Here is a 14,446-nt window from a genome sequence, read left to right as displayed (position 1 = left end):
CTCCTTTGATGGAAGGCATTCTGGAAATCCGGCCGTCAAACCGCCGACAAGATCGCAGCGGGCGGCATCAAGAAAGCATCAAGATCGCAGCGCGGGCGCTTCCTAGAATGAGCGCATGGCCCCGACCACCCGGACGACCCAGGCGCGCCGCCGCCAGATGCTGGCGCTGGCCTTGGGCCCCGCGCTCGGCCTGCCCGTGCGCGCCGAGTCGCTGGTGCCGCTGTTCGTGGGCACCGGCGCACCGTCGGACCAGACGCCCAGGATGCTGGCCTGGGTGGCACGCCGGATGAACATCACCTGGGACTATCGCCCGACACCCTGGCTGCGGGCGCAGAAGCTGACCGCCGCGGGCGACGGCGTGATGTTCGGCCTCACGCGCACACCGCAGCGCGACAAGCTGCTGCGCTTCAGCCTGCCGGTCTGGACCAACCACACCTGGGCCGTCGTGCGCGACGGCCAGCAGGCCGGCATCACCCGGTATGCCGACCTGGACGGCCAGGTCGTCTGCTGGGCACGCGGCTCCAGCTACGGCGAGCTGTTCACGCACGCGGGCCTGGGCCGCATGGATGCGCGCGAGGCCGGCGACGACGACGGCGCGCTGCGCATGGTGGCGGCCGGGCGCTGCCGCGCGGCGCTCATCACGCTGGAGACGGACGACGCGAAGCAGGCGGCCCGCCACCCGGCATTGGCCGAGTCGCGCCGGCGTGGTCTGGTGCTGGTGCCGGTGCCGCTGGCGGTCACGCCGCTGCACTTCGCGGTCGGCCAGGGCAGCCGCTGGATCTCGGTGATCGATCGCATCGACGGCGTCATCTCGCGCTCGCGCAGCGAGCTGGAGAAGATGCGCCAGCGCTGAGGGCTACTTCAGCGCGAGCTGCGTCAGCTCGATGCCGCGTTCCCTGGCGATGGCCTCCAGCACGGGCAGCAGCGGCCCCAGCTTCTCGTCCAGCGCGTCGCGCACGGTGTCGACGACGACCTGCGTGCTGCGCTCGATCTCGATGTGCACCGCGTCGCCGACCTGCTTGTCGCCGAAGGTCGTCATGCGCAGCGTCTCGGGGATCAGCCAGACCTCGAACCAGCCCGAGCCGTCGCGCTCGCGCCGGGCCTCGGCCACGGTCAGGCTGCAGCCGTTGACGCCGATGTAGCCCTTGGCGAAGACGTAGCGCATCCAAGGCGCCGGCAGCGCGAAGCGGATGACGTGGTTGTTGTCGGGCCGGCGGATCTCGGCGATGCGCGCCGACACGTCCACATGGCCGGACAGCGGATGGCCGCCGATCTCGACGCCCTCCCGGGCGGCGCGCTCCACGTTCAAGCCGGCGCCGACTTGCAAGCCGCCCAGCGTCGTGAGGTTCAGCGTCTGCGCCATCACGTCGAACGTGGCCACACCCGGCGCCGTGCGCTCGGTGACCGTCAGGCACACCCCATCGCACGAGACGCTGGCGCCGATGGCCAGTTCGTCGTCGAAGCCGTCGGGGAACTGCAGGTGCAGCGTGTGCAGGCCCTCGCGCGCCTCGATGGCCTGCACGCGCGCCACGCCCTGGACGATGCCGGTGAACATCAGAAGGCTCCCTGCTTCGTGGCGAACGCCTCGGGCGTGAAGCCCAGCGTCAGGCTGCCGTTTGCCCAGCGCACGACGGGGCGCTTGATGACGCTGGGCTCGGCCAGCATCAGCGCGGTGGCCGACGCGTCGTCGACGACGCCGGCCTTGGCCGCGTCGTCCAGCTTGCGCCAGGTCGTGCCGGCGCGGTTGACGAGCTTGTCGCGGCCGAAGGCCTGCAACCAGGCCGGCAGGTCGGCCGCAGGAACACCCTGCTTCTTGAAGTCGTGGAACGTCGTGGCCAGGCCTTGTTCGGCCAGCCAGGCGCGGGCGCGCTTGACGGTGTCGCAGTTGGGAATGCCGTAAACGGTGATCATGGCCATGACCGTACCATGCCCGCATGATCGACTGGCTGGACGAGGCTTCCCTGGACTTCCCGCCCAGCCATCGCGCGCTGGGCGCGCAGACCGACGCACCGGGCCTGCTCGCCGCGGGCGGCACGCTGACGCCCGAGCGGCTGCAGGCGGCCTACCGCCGCGGCATCTTTCCCTGGTACGGGCCCGGCCAGCCACCGCTGTGGTGGGCGCCCGACCCGCGCATGGTGCTGCAGACGCGGCACTTCAAGCTGTCGCGCTCGCTGCGCAAGACGGTGCAGCGCTTCGCGGCCACGCCGGGCTGCGAGATCCGCGTGGACTTTGACCGCGCCGCCGTGCTGCACGCCTGCGCCAGCGCGCCGCGCGAAGGCCAGAACGGCACCTGGATCGTGCCGGAACTGCAGGCGGCCTACCTGGCCTGGCCGGCCATGCACAGCGTCGAGACCTGGATGGACGGTGAACTGGTCGGCGGGCTGTACGGCGTCAACCTGGGCCGCATGTTCTACGGCGAATCGATGTTCATGCGCCGCACCGATGCCTCCAAGATCGCGCTGTGCGCGCTGGTCTGCCTGTGCCGCGCCTTCGACATCCCGTGGATCGACTGCCAGCAGAACACCGGCCACCTGGCGTCGCTGGGCGCGCATGAAGTGCCGCGAAACGTGTTCGAAGCCCACCTGGCCGCCCATGTGGGCGACGCGACGCCGGGGCCGTGGACCTATCATCCGCAGCACTGGCACCGGTTGCTGACCTCCACGTGACTCACCCCAAAGAACTGCCCCTCGCGCAGATCCAGTTCTACGCCACGGCCGCCTACCCGTGCAGCTACGTGCCGGGCCGCCAGGCGCGTTCGCAGGTCGCCACGCCCAGCCACCTGATCCACGCCGACGCCTATTCCAACCTCGTCGCTGCGGGGTTTCGCCGCAGCGGGCTGTTCACCTACCGCCCCTACTGCGACCAGTGCCGCGCCTGCATCGCGCTGCGCGTGCCGGTGGTGCGCTTCGAGCCGACACGCAGCCAGAGCCGGGCGCTGCAACGCCACCGACACCTGCAGGCCAAGGTCATGCGCCTGGGCTACTCGCCCGAGCACTACGCGCTGTACCTGCGCTACCAGGCCGGCCGGCACAGCGGCGGCGGCATGGACCACGACAGCGTCGACCAGTACACGCAGTTCCTGCTGCAGTCGCGCATCAACTCACGCCTCGTGGAGTTCCGCGAGCCCATGCCCGACGGCAGCGCGCCATTGCGCATGGTGTCCATCCTGGACATCCTCAACGACGGCCTGTCGGCGGTCTACACCTTCTACGACCCGGACGTGCCCGGCAGCCTCGGCACCTACGGCGTCATGTGGCAGATCCAGCAGGCCCGCGACCTCAAGCTGAGCCATGTCTACCTGGGCTACTGGATCGAGGAGAGCCCCAAGATGGCCTACAAGGCGGGGTTCAGGCCGCACCAGATCCTGAAGAACGGGAACTGGGAAGACGCCGCCTAGACCAGCACCTCGACGCAGGCCGGATGCCCCAGGAAGCCCTCGGGGCTGGCGCTGCGACCGTAGGCGCCGCTCTGGTAGACGACCGCCAGGTCGCCGATCTCGCCCTTGGCCATGTCCATGCGGTCGGCCAGCAGGTCCAGCGGCGTGCACAGCGGGCCGACGACGCTGGCGGCCTCCGTCTGCGGCTCGGTGCGGCCCTGCGGCTCGACGGAGGCGGGGTAGTTCTTGCGCAGCACCTGGCCGAAGTTGCCCGAGGCCGACAGGTGGTGGTGCAGGCCGCCGTCTGCGACGAGAAACACCTGGCCGCGCGAGACCTTGCGGTCCACGATGCGACTCACGTAGACGCCGGCCTCGCCGACGAAGTAGCGGCCCAGCTCGATGACCAGCTTGGTCTGCGGCAGGTCGGCCTTCGCCCGCGCCTGCAGTTCGGCCAGGTTGGCCGCGATGGGCGCCAGGTCCAGCCGCGTTTCACCGGGGAAATACGGGATGCCGAAGCCGCCGCCCAGGTTGAGGAACTTCACCGGCGCCGGCGCGGACTCGGCCAGCCGCAGCGCCAGCTCGTAGCTCTTGAGCTGAGCCTCGCAAATGGCGTCCGCCTTCAGGTTCTGCGAGCCGGCGAACAGGTGGAAGCCTTCGAAGGCGACGCCGTCACCCGCCAGCCGGCCGACCTCGGCCAGAACGCCTGGCAGCGCCTCGGCGTCGATGCCGAACTGCTTGGGACCACCGCTCATGCGCATGCCCGAGCCCTTGAGCTCGAAGTCCGGGTTCACGCGCAGCGCCACGCGCGCCGGCAGCCCGAGGCGCTGCGACGCGCGCGCCAGCGGGGCCAGTTCTCGCGCTGATTCGACGTTGACGAGCACACCCGCCGCCACGGCCTGGGCCAGTTCGACGTCACGCTTGCCGGGGCCGGCGAAGCTGACCTCGTGCGGGTCGGCGCCCGCGTTCAACGCGACCTGCAACTCGCCGGCCGACGCGACGTCGATGCCGTCCACCAGGGCGGCCATCAGCTGCACCAGCGCCGGCATCGGGTTGGCCTTCATCGCGTAATGCAGCTCGATGCCGGCCGGCAGCGCGGCGCGCAGCTCGGCAACACGGGCCTTCAGCAGCGCGCGGTCATAGGCGTAGAACGGCGTCTGGCCCACGCGCTCGGCAAGCACGGACAGCCGCTGGCCGCCCACGAGCAGCTCGCCCTGGGCGTCACGCGGGAAGAGGACGGGGGCGTGCGCCGGCGCGCGCTTCGATGGGGTGATGTCGCTCATGCCGCGTGGCGCTCGTTCCAGTCGGTCGACAGCGTCTTGCGATCGATCTTGCCGTTGGGGTTGCGCGGCAGCGGGCCCGCGCGTTCTTCGAAGCCGTGGGGCACCATGTAGGCGGGCATGCGGGCCTTGCAGGCCGCCAGCAGCGCGGTCTTATCCAGCGCGGGCTGGCCTTCGGGCGGCGTGGCGATGACCTGGATGGCATGACCCAGCGCGTCGTGGTCCACGCCGAAGGCCACGCATTCGCCCACCAGGCCGGTCGCGTACAGGACCTCCTCCACCTCCGTGGGGCTGACGCGGTAGCCCGAAGTCTTCATCATCTCGTCGCGGCGGCCCACGAAGTACAGGAAGCCTTCCGCGTCGCGCTTCACCGTGTCGCCCGAGAACACGGCGATCTCGGGCAACTGCAGGCCCGCCTCGCGGCCGCCCACGCCTGAACCCACGACGGGCAGCGGCTTGTAGCGCTCGGCCGTCTTCTCGGCATCGTTCCAGTAGCCCAGGCCCACCAGCGCGCCGCGGTGTACCAGCTCGCCCGGCTCGTCCGGGCCGCACTCGCTGCCGTCCTCGCGCAGCACCAGGATCTCGGCGTTCGGGATGGCCTTGCCGATGGAGTCCGGGCGGCGGTCCACCTCGTCGGGCGGCAGGAAGGTCGAGCGGAAGGCTTCGGTCAGGCCGTACATCAGGAAGGGCTTCGCCGACGGCGCCTTGGCGCGCAGCAGGTCCAGCGTCGCGCGCGGCATGCGCCCGCCCGTGTTGGCGAAGTAGCGCAGGTGCTGGTCGATGGCAGCAGGCCATTCGAGCTGGGTGAGCTGGATGTACAGCGGCGGCACGGCGGTCAGGCCCGTGACCTGCTCGCGCTCCATCGCCTTGAGCACGTCGCGCGGCATCAGGTAGTTCAGCAGCACGACGCGCGCGCCGCTGTGGAAGGCGGTCGTGAGCTGGCTGAAGCCGGCGTCGAACGACAGCGGCAGCGCGGCCAGCAGCGTGTCGCTGGCGCGGTTCTCCAGGTAGCTGGCGACGCTCTTGCCGCCGGCCACCATGTTGCGGTGGGACAGCACGACGCCTTTGGGCCGGCCCGTCGAGCCCGACGTGTACAGGATGGCCGTCATGTCGGTGTCGATGACGCGATGGCCGGCGCGGGCCGGCGCGGCCAGCAGCGCCGGCCAGTCATGCACGGGCACCGGCGCGGCGCCCTCGCCGCTGGTCAGCACCACATGGCGCAGCGCGGGGCACTGCGTCAGCACATCGCCCAGCTGCGCCAGCCGCTCGGGCGACGTGACCAGCACGCGCACGTCGCAGTCGCGCAGGATGAAGCCCACCTGCTCGGGCTTGAGCAGCGGGTTCAGTGGCACGAACACGCCACCCGCGGCCGGCGCGCCGAAGCTGGCGACGACGGTCTCGAAGCGCTTCTCCAGGTAGATCGCCACACGCTCGCCGCGGGCCAGGCCCAACTGCATCAGGCCGCCGGCGAAGCCACGAACGGCGGCGTCCAACTCGGCATAGCTCAGCGTGGCGGCACCGGCGGTCAGCGCCGGGGCATCGGGTGTGCGCTCGGCGGCAACGGCCACCAACTCGTTCAGCAAGGTTGATTCGGGCATGGGGGCGCGAGCGAAGAAGTGCGCATAAAGAGTGAAAAAAGTATCTCACGCGCCCCCGAGGAGCAGGGGTGGGAGCCCCCGGGTGCAAGGGGGCGGACCGCTAAACTGCACAGCTGAATTTTTGGACGCTAGACCGATGGACAACGCCCAAGTGCTCGGCCATGTGCTGAGGCTTCTCGACGACGTGCTGAGCCTGGACGGCCGCGCCCAGACCTTCGACCGCAACACGCAACTGCTGGGCGCCCTGCCCGAGCTGGACTCCATGGCCGTGGTCGGCCTGATCACGGCACTGGAGGAGCAACTGGGCCTGGTCGTCGATGACGACGACATCGATGGGGACACCTTCGCCACCGTGGGCTCGCTGGCGGACTTCGTCGCCGCCCGGCTTTGACCACCTCCGGCCATCAAGTGACGCCCTCCCTCGGCCCATCGCGCGTGGTGCCGCGCCATCCCGTGCCCGGGCCGCACAACTGGCAGGGCGCTTGCGGGGCGCCGACCCTGCACTGCCTGCTCGACCAGCCGGGCACCCTGTTCACCACCAGCGGGCGCGCAGCCATCTTGCTCGGGCTGGAAGCGCTGGCGTTGTCTCCCGCGGACCGCGTGCTCGTGCCGAGCTACCACTGCCCGACCATGGTGTCGCCGGTGCTGGCCCTAGGCCACCAAGTGGCCTTCTATCCCATTGACGCCGATGGCCGCCCCAGTCTGGCGTGGCTCGAACAGCACGCCCCGGCGGACACGCGAGTGCTGTGCGTGGCCCATTTCTTCGGGCTGCCGCTGGACTTACGCCCCGTGCGCGCTTGGTGCCAGCAGCGTGGCGTGCTATTGCTGGAAGACTGCGCCCACGCGATGTTCGGAGAGGCGCCGCACGGCGCCGTCGGCGCGCTGGGCGATGTGGTCATCGCCAGCCTGCCCAAGTTCTTCGCGACGCAGGACGGCGGCCTGCTGAAGGTCGCACGCCCTGCCAGGCCCCTGCCGCCGCTTACGCCTGCGGGTGCAAAGGCCGAGCTGAAGTCGGGGTTCGACACGCTGGAGATCAGTGCGCGCTTTGGCCGGCTGGGCCGCTGGCGCGTCTGGGCTGAACCGTTGCTCGGGGTCAAGCAGTTGCTGCGGAGCAGCCCTACCACCGCCGCCACGCAGCCCACGCCTGCCGGGTTCGTGCCCGAGGGCGACTACGCGCGCATCGACATGGCCTTGAGCCACCGTCAGCCCACGCGCGCCACTGTGCGTGCAGCCCTGCACTCGTCGCGCGAGCGCGTCATCGCCCAGCGCCGCCAGCACTACGCCGCCATGGCCACCGCCTTCGCAGGCCGGGCCGGTATGCGGCCCTTATTCGCTGCCCTGCCCGAGCGATGCGCGCCTTATGTCTTCCCGCTGTGGGTCGACCGGCCGGACCCGACCTACCAGTTGCTGAGGGAATCCGGCGTTCCGGTGTCCCGCTGGGATTGGCTGTGGCCGGGCGTGCCAGACATGCCGGGGGACCATGGCAAGTCCTGGTCGCTCCACGTGCTTCAGCTTCACTGCCACCAGGACATGAGCGACCAAGACCGCGACTGGGTGATCGGCTCTTTACTCTCCCACTGCACGGGTTGACGACCTTGAAGACGACACACAATAACGGCTGGAGCCTCGTTCCGGCCAAGCAGCTCAAGGCGCTGGCCTCGCACTGGGACGGGCTGCAGGAACGCAGCCTGCCGCATGCGTTCATGCGCAGCAGCTTCCTTCTTTGCCTGCTGGAGCAATTCGGCCAGGGCGATGAATGGCTCGCCTACCGCCAGGGCGCTTCGGGCTGGGACGCCGCGCTGTTGCTCCAGCCGCAAGGCAAGGGCCGCTGGAACAGCTTCCAGCCGTCCCAGTTGCCCCTCGGCCCGGTGATGCTGCCGGCCGATGGCTTGGAAGCCTCAATGCAGTCTTTGCTGGGCGCCTTGCCCGGCTTCGGCCTGGCACTCGGGCTGACGCAGCTCGACTCGCTCGCCTACCCCGGCAGGTTCGACAGCCCTCAGCTGCGCCAGCTGCACTACATCGACACCGCCTGGGTCGACGTCGACACCAGCTTCGACACCTACTGGGAAGGCCGCGGCAAGAATCTGCGGCAGAACACGCGCAAGCAGCTGAAAAAGGTCGAGGCCACCGGCTCGACGCCGCGCATGGACCTGATCGAAGCGCCCGCACAGGTGGCCGAGGCCATCGCCCAGTACGGCTTGCTGGAAGCCAGCGGCTGGAAGGCCGAAATCGGCACCGCCATCTCGACCGACGGCGCGCAGGGGCGCTTCTACCAGCAGGCGTTGGAGCAGGCGGCCCAGGCCGGCCAGGCCCGCATCTACCGCTACTGGTTCGGCGACGAGGTGGTGGCCATGGACCTGTGCGTGCACCAGGGTGACTGCCTTGTGATCCTGAAGACGGCCTACCAGCAGGCGCACCAGGCGGTATCGCCATCGACGCTGATGCGCGCCGAGGAGTTCCGCGCGCTGTTCGACGAAGGTCGTTTCAAGCGGATCGAGTTCTTCGGCCGCGTGATGGAGTGGCACACCCGCTGGACCGAGAAATCCCGCCCGCTCGTTCACATCACCGCCTACCGCTGGGCCTGGCTCAGGGCGGCGCTGGACCGGCTGGCCCGTACCAAAGCGCCGGCCGCTTGAACACCTCGCCCGACGTCTTCTTCCTGCCCGCCGGCGGCGAGCAGCGGTTGTGCCTGTTTCACGCGCCGGCCGGTGTGCCGCGCAGCCGCGTGCTCTACCTTCACCCGTTCGCCGAGGAGATGAATAAGTCGCGCCGCATGGCCGCCCTCGCCTGCCGCGCGCTGGCCGATGCTGGGCACGCCGTGCTGCAGATCGACCTGCGCGGCTGCGGCGACTCGTCGGCCGACTTCGGCGATGCGAGCTGGACCGACTGGCAGGACGACGTGCGACGGGGCATGGCCTGGCTGGACGGCCACGCCCCCGATGCACCGCTGTGGCTGTGGGGCCTGCGTGCCGGGTGCCTGCTGACGGCCGCCGACTGGGGCCGGCCGGTGAACCACCTGTTCTGGCAGCCGATGACCAGCGGCAAGCTGGCGCTGCAGCAGTTCCTGCGACTGAAGCTGGCCGCCGAGATGGCCAGCGGCGCCAGCAAGGGCCTGATGGAACAGATGAAGGCCGAGCTGGCCGCCGGCAGTCCGGTCGAGATCGCCGGCTACCGCCTCGGCGCCGCGCTGGCCGGCGGCCTCGACGCCGCCAGGCTGGCGCCCCTGGGCGCACCGGGCCGCGTCGAATGGCTGGAAGTCAACTCGCGTGAGGACGCAGCGCTGACGCCGGTCAGCGAGCAGGCCGTCAAGGACTGGCAGGACGCCGGCTGGGCCGTGCGCCCGCAGATCGCGCCGGGCCCGGGTTTCTGGGCCACGAGCGAGATCGAGCTCGCGCCCGCGCTGATCAGCCGCACCGTGGAGGCGCTGTCGTGAAGGAATCGGTCCTGAGCTTCACCTGCGAAGGCCAGCCGCTGGTCGGCATCCTGGCCGAGCCCGACGGCACGCCGGCCGACGTGGGCGTGCTCATCATCGTCGGCGGCCCGCAGTACCGCGCCGGCAGCCATCGCCAGTTCACGCTGCTGGCGCGCCACCTGGCCACCAACGGCTTCGCAGCGCTGCGCTTCGATTACCGCAGCATGGGTGACAGCGCGGGCGAGACGCGTGACTTCCTGGGCGTGGACGCCGACATCGCTGCCGCCATCGATGCGCTGCTGGCTGCCCGCCCGGCGCTGCGGCGCGTGGTGCTGTGGGGGCTGTGCGACGCCGCCTCGGCCGCGTTGCTCTACCTCGACTCGACCCGTGATCCCCGCGTCGCCGGTGTCGCCCTGCTGAACCCCTGGGCCCGCTCGGCCCAGACGCTGGCCCAGACCCATGTCAGGCACTACTACTGGCGGCGACTGCGCCAGAAGGAGTTCTGGTTGAAGCTGCTGCGCGGTGGCGTGGGCCTGACGGCGTTGCGCACGCTGGGCAGCAATGTGCGCCTGGCCCGCGGTGCCGGCAAGGACCGGCCCGATGCCCGCAGCTACCAGGAGCGCATGGCCGCCGGGCTGCGCGGCTTCGCCGGGCCAACGCTGCTGATCCTGAGTGGCGATGACTACACTGCGCGCGAATTTGGTCTGCATGCGCAGACCTCGCCCGCATGGCAAGGCCTGCTGTCCCGGCCGACGCTGCACCTGCACGAAATGCCGGCGGCCGACCACACGTTCTCGGCCCTCCCGGATCAGGACGCCCAATGCCACATCTTTTTGGACTGGTTGAGGACACGATGCCTAGCAAGCTGAACCCTGTCACGGACCTGCGTGCCACCTGGCTGGCGCTGGCGCTGGCGGCCATGCCCGCCCTGGCACAGCCGCATCGGCCGGCACCGTCGCCCCCGGGCTGCGGCGAGACGCTGAACAGCTATGGCCCGTTCGACTACCGGACGGCACACCCCTCGCAACGCTCCATCGTGGAAAACACGCACTTTACGCATGGCGTTGAAACGCTGACCAGGGGTTCAACCGGAGCTTTCGCAAGCGATATCGACTACACGCTGGCCGTCTTCCCCAACCATCCGCGCGCCATCATGTCGATGGAGCGCCTGGTGGAGAAGGAGAAATCGGACCCGCCCAAGGGCGCTGGGATGACGCTGGAGTGCTACTACGGCCGCGGAATGGCGTATGCACCGGACGATCTCGTCTTCCGCATGTTCTACGTCAGCTACCTGACGCGACGCAATCGCCTGGAGGACGCGCGGCGCTTCCTCGACTACGTCGTCGAGCAGGCCGGCGACAACCCGCTGACCCACTTCAACGCCGGGATGCTTTTTTTCGACCTGAAGGACTATGACCGCGCACTGGCCCAGGCCCATCGGGTCATGGCCATGGGCATGACGCGGACGGAACTGCGCGACCGGCTGCAGTCCGTCGGACGCTGGAGAGAGCCTGAGCCCGCTGCCGGAGCGTCGGCGCCCGAAGCGGCGGCGTCGGCCGCATCGCAGACCTCGCCCTGAAGTTCGCACGCCATGCCTCGCGTCAACATCGTCGTCCCTGCCTACAACGCCGAAGCCTTCGTCGCCGAGACGGTCCGCTCCGCGCTGAGCCAGACCTTTGCCGACCTGCAGGTCACGGTCATCGACGATGGCTCCACGGACGCCACGGCCGAGCGTGCCGCGCTGGGTGATGCGCGCGTGCGCGTCATCTCGCAACAGAACCGCGGCATGTCGCGCTCGCGCAACCGCGGCATCGCGGAGACGGACTCGGAATTCGTCGCGCTGCTCGACGCCGACGACCTATGGCACCCCGAGAAGCTGCGCCTGCAGCTCGACGCGCTGCAAAGCCGTCCGGACCACGATTTCTGCTACACGGCTTTCGATGTCTGGCACGGCGAGCCACGGCCGGACTTTGCCCGACAACCGCGCAGCGGCAGCGTCGACGAGGCCTTGTCCGGCTGGATCTATCCGCACCTCATTCTCGACAACCATGCGCTGCCCTCCTCGGTCGTCTGGCGCCGCAGTGCCTGGAACAGGCTGGGCGGCTTCCTCACCGACAACCAGCAGACCGACGACTGGGAATACCTCGTGCGGGCCAGCACCCAGCACCGCTTCGTGCGGCTGGCCGAGCCGCTGGTGCTGTATCGCCAGCACCCGGTGTCGCTGTCGCGCCGCATCCCCGCCACCAACACGACGGAGCTGATGCGTGCCGACCTCATCCGGCGCTTCGGCATGAGCATGCCGCCGGGCCATGAGGTGGACCCGCAGCGGCTGCGCGACTTCCAACATCGCGGCTGGTGCAATTTCGCCGATGCCCACACCGCCAGGGGAGACCTGGGTCTGGGCCTCAGGACGTTTGCTCACCTCCTCGGCCGAGGCCCTTACAGGGGGCGCACGTTGACGAAGCTGGGCAAGTCGCTGTTCCGCCGCTGGGTGCCGAATGATTAGGGTCGGCGTCAGTGCGACCAGCCTGAACACCCCTCACCTGCGCGGCATGGGCAAGTACCTGCTGGAGATGTGCAGCCAGGCTCGGCCCGAGGACGGCGTGGCGTGGACGCTGTTCGCGCAGGATGCGCGCCAACGCATGCACCTGCCACGCCACCAGCAGGTGGTCACGGATGTCTTCGACCATCCGGGCGACCGCTTCGCACTCTGGGAACAGGTCGGTCTTCCGCGGCGCATCCGGCGCCATGGGCTGGACGTTCTCCACTGGGCCGAGAACACCATGGCCTGGTGGCAGCCCTGCCCGGCCGTCGTCACCATCCACGACACCCTGCCTTGGGAGATGGAGACGACGGACCGCTGGCAGCACTGGTACTGGCACACACTGATGCCGGCCGCCTTCCGGCGCAGCGCCGCGGTCATCACGATCAGCGAATCGTCCAAGCGCGACATCCTGGCGCGCTGGCCCGCGCTTGAACCCAAGCTCACCGTCATCCCGCACGGCATCGAGGCCGCCTACTTCGAGCCGCCGCAGTGTGCGCTACCGGCTGCGCTGAGCCACGCGCTGGGCGGTGCCCGCTACGCCGTGTACCTCGGCGGGCCCATGAAGCGCAAGCGGTTCGACTGGGCCGTGCAGACACTGGCTGCACAGCCGGACCCCACACTCATGCTCGTGGCCTGCGGCTTCGGTGCAGACGCACGTGAGGCTGCCCGCAACGCGTTGCCGCACGGGCTGCAGGGCCGCGTGCTGTTCGCCGAGTTCCTGTCCGACGCCGAGCTACTGGCCCTCTACCGTGGCGCCGTTGCCGTGCTGTACCCGACGCTCTATGAGGGCTTCGGCTTCCCGGCCATCGAGGCCCAGGCCGCCGGCACGCCCGTCATCTTCAGCCCGCTCGGCAGCCTGGCGGAACTGGTCGGCCCGCTGGCCACGCTGGCGCCTGCGGATGACCTCGCGGCCTGGGCGGCTGCCTTGCACGGCGCGGCGACGTTGCCGCTCAATGCGCGCGCCGAGAAGGCCAGCGAAGCGCGATCCTGGGCACAAGGCTTCAGTTGGCAGCAGAGTTGGCAAAAGCACCAAGCCGTGTATTTGCAAGTCGCCCAAGTGTCCATGAGCCCTCGGCAGCCTGCTGCGGCGCGGTGACGAACCGATGGAACCCAAGGTCATGAGCAACCGCATCGGCGCCGACGTCGACACGTACGCGCACGTGCGCGACCTGCCGGCCGATGCGCTGGCGCTGCTGAGCCGGGCCGAGCAGCAGCACATCGAGTTCGGCGCCGACTGGTACGCCAACCTCATCGACAACGTCCATGCGCGCGAGCCACAGGCGCACGAGGTGCGCTTTCACGTGCTGCGCCGCCAGGGCCGCGTGCTGGCCGTGCTGCCCACCGTCGCCCATAACGGCGCGCTCGGGCGCGAAGTCAGCGCGCTGTCCAACTTCTACACGGCCCTCTATGCCCCGGCGCTGGCGGAAGGCATCCAGGCCGAGGACCTGCTGCCGCTGACGCGCGCCCTGCGGCGCAGCGGTGCGCGCGCGGCAGCCTACCGATTCTCGCCCATGGACCCGGCCTCGCGCGAGTTCGCGCTGCTCAAGCGCGCGCTGGGCCTGGCGGGCCTGAGCACGCACAGCTATTTCGCCTTCGGCAACTGGCATGAGCCGGTGCAGAAGAACTGGGCCGACTACCTGAAGGAACGCAGCGGCCAGGTGCGCAGCACGATCAAGCGCAACGCCAAGAAGTTCGCCGCCGAAGGCGGCCGGCTGGAGATCGTGCAGGGTGGCGACCATCTGGAGGCCGGCCTGTCGGCCTACCAGGCCGTCTACGCCCGGAGCTGGAAGGTGCCCGAGCCGTTCATCGATTTCGTGCCGGGCCTCATCCGCCTGTGCGCCCGGCGCGGCTGGCTGCGCCTGGGCTTGGCGTGGTTGGGCGATACGCCGGTGGCCGCACAGATCTGGATCGTCGCCAACGGCCGCGCCGACATCTACAAGCTCGCCTACGACGAGGCCCAGAAGGCGCTCGCCCCCGGCACGCTGCTGACGGCGCTGATGATGGAGCACGCCATCGACGTCGACCAGGTGCGCGAGATCGACTACCTGATCGGAGATGACGCCTACAAGGCCGCATGGATGAGCCAGCGGCGCGAACGCTTCGGACTGGTCGCCTACGACCCGTTGACACTGCAAGGCCTGCTGGGCCTCGCGCGCCAGGTTGCCAGGCAAGCATCGCGCCGGCTGCGCGCCAGACCTCCCCTGCCCGCAGACAATCCTCCCGCCTGATGACGACGAC

Annotated in this window: 16 protein-coding genes; 12 read left to right on the top strand and 4 right to left on the bottom strand. The window is 69.7% G+C overall.

What is annotated here, in order from left to right; translation table 11 throughout:
- Positions 1-115: 115 nt before the first annotated feature.
- On the top strand, positions 116-853 hold the full coding sequence (locus ACO07H_RS10690; protein WP_422013876.1) for a substrate-binding periplasmic protein: 738 nt from the start codon (positions 116-118) through the stop codon (positions 851-853).
- 3 nt (positions 854-856) lie between these two features.
- On the opposite strand, the gene ACO07H_RS10685 is transcribed toward ACO07H_RS10690, so the two are convergent.
- Both ACO07H_RS10685 and ACO07H_RS10680 read right to left on the bottom strand, forming a co-directional pair.
- Complete coding sequence (locus tag ACO07H_RS10685; protein WP_422013874.1) at positions 857-1,555, bottom strand: riboflavin synthase subunit alpha; 699 nt, start codon at positions 1,553-1,555, stop codon at positions 857-859.
- Entirely contained in the window at positions 1,555-1,911 is a 357-nt protein-coding gene (locus ACO07H_RS10680) for an arsenate reductase (RefSeq protein ID WP_422013872.1), read from the bottom strand. The genes ACO07H_RS10685 and ACO07H_RS10680 overlap by 1 nt, the downstream gene beginning before the upstream one ends.
- Positions 1,912-1,934: 23 nt before the next feature.
- Here ACO07H_RS10680 and ACO07H_RS10675 point away from each other — a divergent pair, with 23 nt between their 5' ends.
- Both ACO07H_RS10675 and ACO07H_RS10670 read left to right on the top strand, forming a co-directional pair.
- The gene (locus ACO07H_RS10675) at positions 1,935-2,666 is read left to right on the top strand and encodes a leucyl/phenylalanyl-tRNA--protein transferase (RefSeq protein ID WP_422013870.1); all 732 of its coding nucleotides are present in this window, start codon (positions 1,935-1,937) and stop codon (positions 2,664-2,666) included.
- The gene (locus ACO07H_RS10670) at positions 2,663-3,397 is read left to right on the top strand and encodes an arginyltransferase (protein ID WP_422013868.1); all 735 of its coding nucleotides are present in this window, start codon (positions 2,663-2,665) and stop codon (positions 3,395-3,397) included. Before ACO07H_RS10675 ends, ACO07H_RS10670 begins: the two co-directional genes overlap by 4 nt.
- On the opposite strand, the gene ACO07H_RS10665 is transcribed toward ACO07H_RS10670, so the two are convergent.
- Entirely contained in the window at positions 3,394-4,656 is a 1,263-nt protein-coding gene (locus tag ACO07H_RS10665; protein WP_422013866.1) for a pyridoxal-dependent decarboxylase, exosortase A system-associated, read from the bottom strand. The two genes, ACO07H_RS10670 and ACO07H_RS10665, sit on opposite strands and share 4 nt — an antisense overlap.
- On the bottom strand, positions 4,653-6,251 hold the full coding sequence (locus ACO07H_RS10660) for an acyl-CoA ligase (AMP-forming), exosortase A system-associated (RefSeq protein WP_422013864.1): 1,599 nt from the start codon (positions 6,249-6,251) through the stop codon (positions 4,653-4,655). Before ACO07H_RS10660 ends, ACO07H_RS10665 begins: the two co-directional genes overlap by 4 nt.
- A 136-nt stretch (positions 6,252-6,387) precedes the next feature.
- Between ACO07H_RS10660 and ACO07H_RS10655 the strand changes: the two genes are divergently transcribed.
- The 9 genes from ACO07H_RS10655 to ACO07H_RS10615 are packed head-to-tail and all read left to right on the top strand — an operon-like array spanning position 6,388 to position 14,436.
- Positions 6,388-6,642, top strand: a complete 255-nt coding sequence (locus ACO07H_RS10655) for an acyl carrier protein (RefSeq protein WP_422013862.1) — start codon at positions 6,388-6,390, stop codon at positions 6,640-6,642.
- A 17-nt stretch (positions 6,643-6,659) separates the two neighbouring features.
- A complete protein-coding gene (locus ACO07H_RS10650; protein ID WP_422013860.1) occupies positions 6,660-7,841 on the top strand; it encodes a DegT/DnrJ/EryC1/StrS family aminotransferase in 1,182 nt (393 codons plus the stop codon).
- 5 nt (positions 7,842-7,846) lie between these two features.
- A complete protein-coding gene (locus ACO07H_RS10645; protein ID WP_422013858.1) occupies positions 7,847-8,887 on the top strand; it encodes a GNAT family N-acetyltransferase in 1,041 nt (346 codons plus the stop codon).
- The gene (locus ACO07H_RS10640) at positions 8,884-9,684 is read left to right on the top strand and encodes a hydrolase 2, exosortase A system-associated (RefSeq protein ID WP_422013856.1); all 801 of its coding nucleotides are present in this window, start codon (positions 8,884-8,886) and stop codon (positions 9,682-9,684) included. The genes ACO07H_RS10645 and ACO07H_RS10640 overlap by 4 nt, the downstream gene beginning before the upstream one ends.
- Positions 9,681-10,532, top strand: a complete 852-nt coding sequence (locus tag ACO07H_RS10635; RefSeq protein WP_422013854.1) for a hydrolase 1, exosortase A system-associated — start codon at positions 9,681-9,683, stop codon at positions 10,530-10,532. The genes ACO07H_RS10640 and ACO07H_RS10635 overlap by 4 nt, the downstream gene beginning before the upstream one ends.
- A complete protein-coding gene (locus ACO07H_RS10630) occupies positions 10,517-11,242 on the top strand; it encodes a tetratricopeptide repeat protein (protein WP_422013852.1) in 726 nt (241 codons plus the stop codon). The genes ACO07H_RS10635 and ACO07H_RS10630 overlap by 16 nt, the downstream gene beginning before the upstream one ends.
- 12 nt (positions 11,243-11,254) lie before the next feature.
- Positions 11,255-12,169 carry a glycosyltransferase family 2 protein gene (locus tag ACO07H_RS10625; RefSeq protein ID WP_422013850.1) on the top strand — a complete coding sequence of 305 codons (915 nt, stop codon included), beginning with the start codon at positions 11,255-11,257 and terminating at the stop codon, positions 12,167-12,169.
- A complete protein-coding gene (locus ACO07H_RS10620) occupies positions 12,162-13,304 on the top strand; it encodes a glycosyltransferase family 4 protein (protein WP_422013848.1) in 1,143 nt (380 codons plus the stop codon). The genes ACO07H_RS10625 and ACO07H_RS10620 overlap by 8 nt, the downstream gene beginning before the upstream one ends.
- A 22-nt stretch (positions 13,305-13,326) precedes the next feature.
- Positions 13,327-14,436 carry a GNAT family N-acetyltransferase gene (locus ACO07H_RS10615; protein ID WP_422013846.1) on the top strand — a complete coding sequence of 370 codons (1,110 nt, stop codon included), beginning with the start codon at positions 13,327-13,329 and terminating at the stop codon, positions 14,434-14,436.
- The last annotated feature ends 10 nt before the right edge of the window (positions 14,437-14,446 follow it).

Origin of the sequence: Roseateles sp. (assembly GCF_965229315.1) — a bacterium.
Taxonomy (GTDB): domain Bacteria; phylum Pseudomonadota; class Gammaproteobacteria; order Burkholderiales; family Burkholderiaceae_C; genus Pelomonas.
Note: the sequence above shows the minus strand (reverse complement) of the source record. Positions and strands in the feature narration are given on the sequence as shown.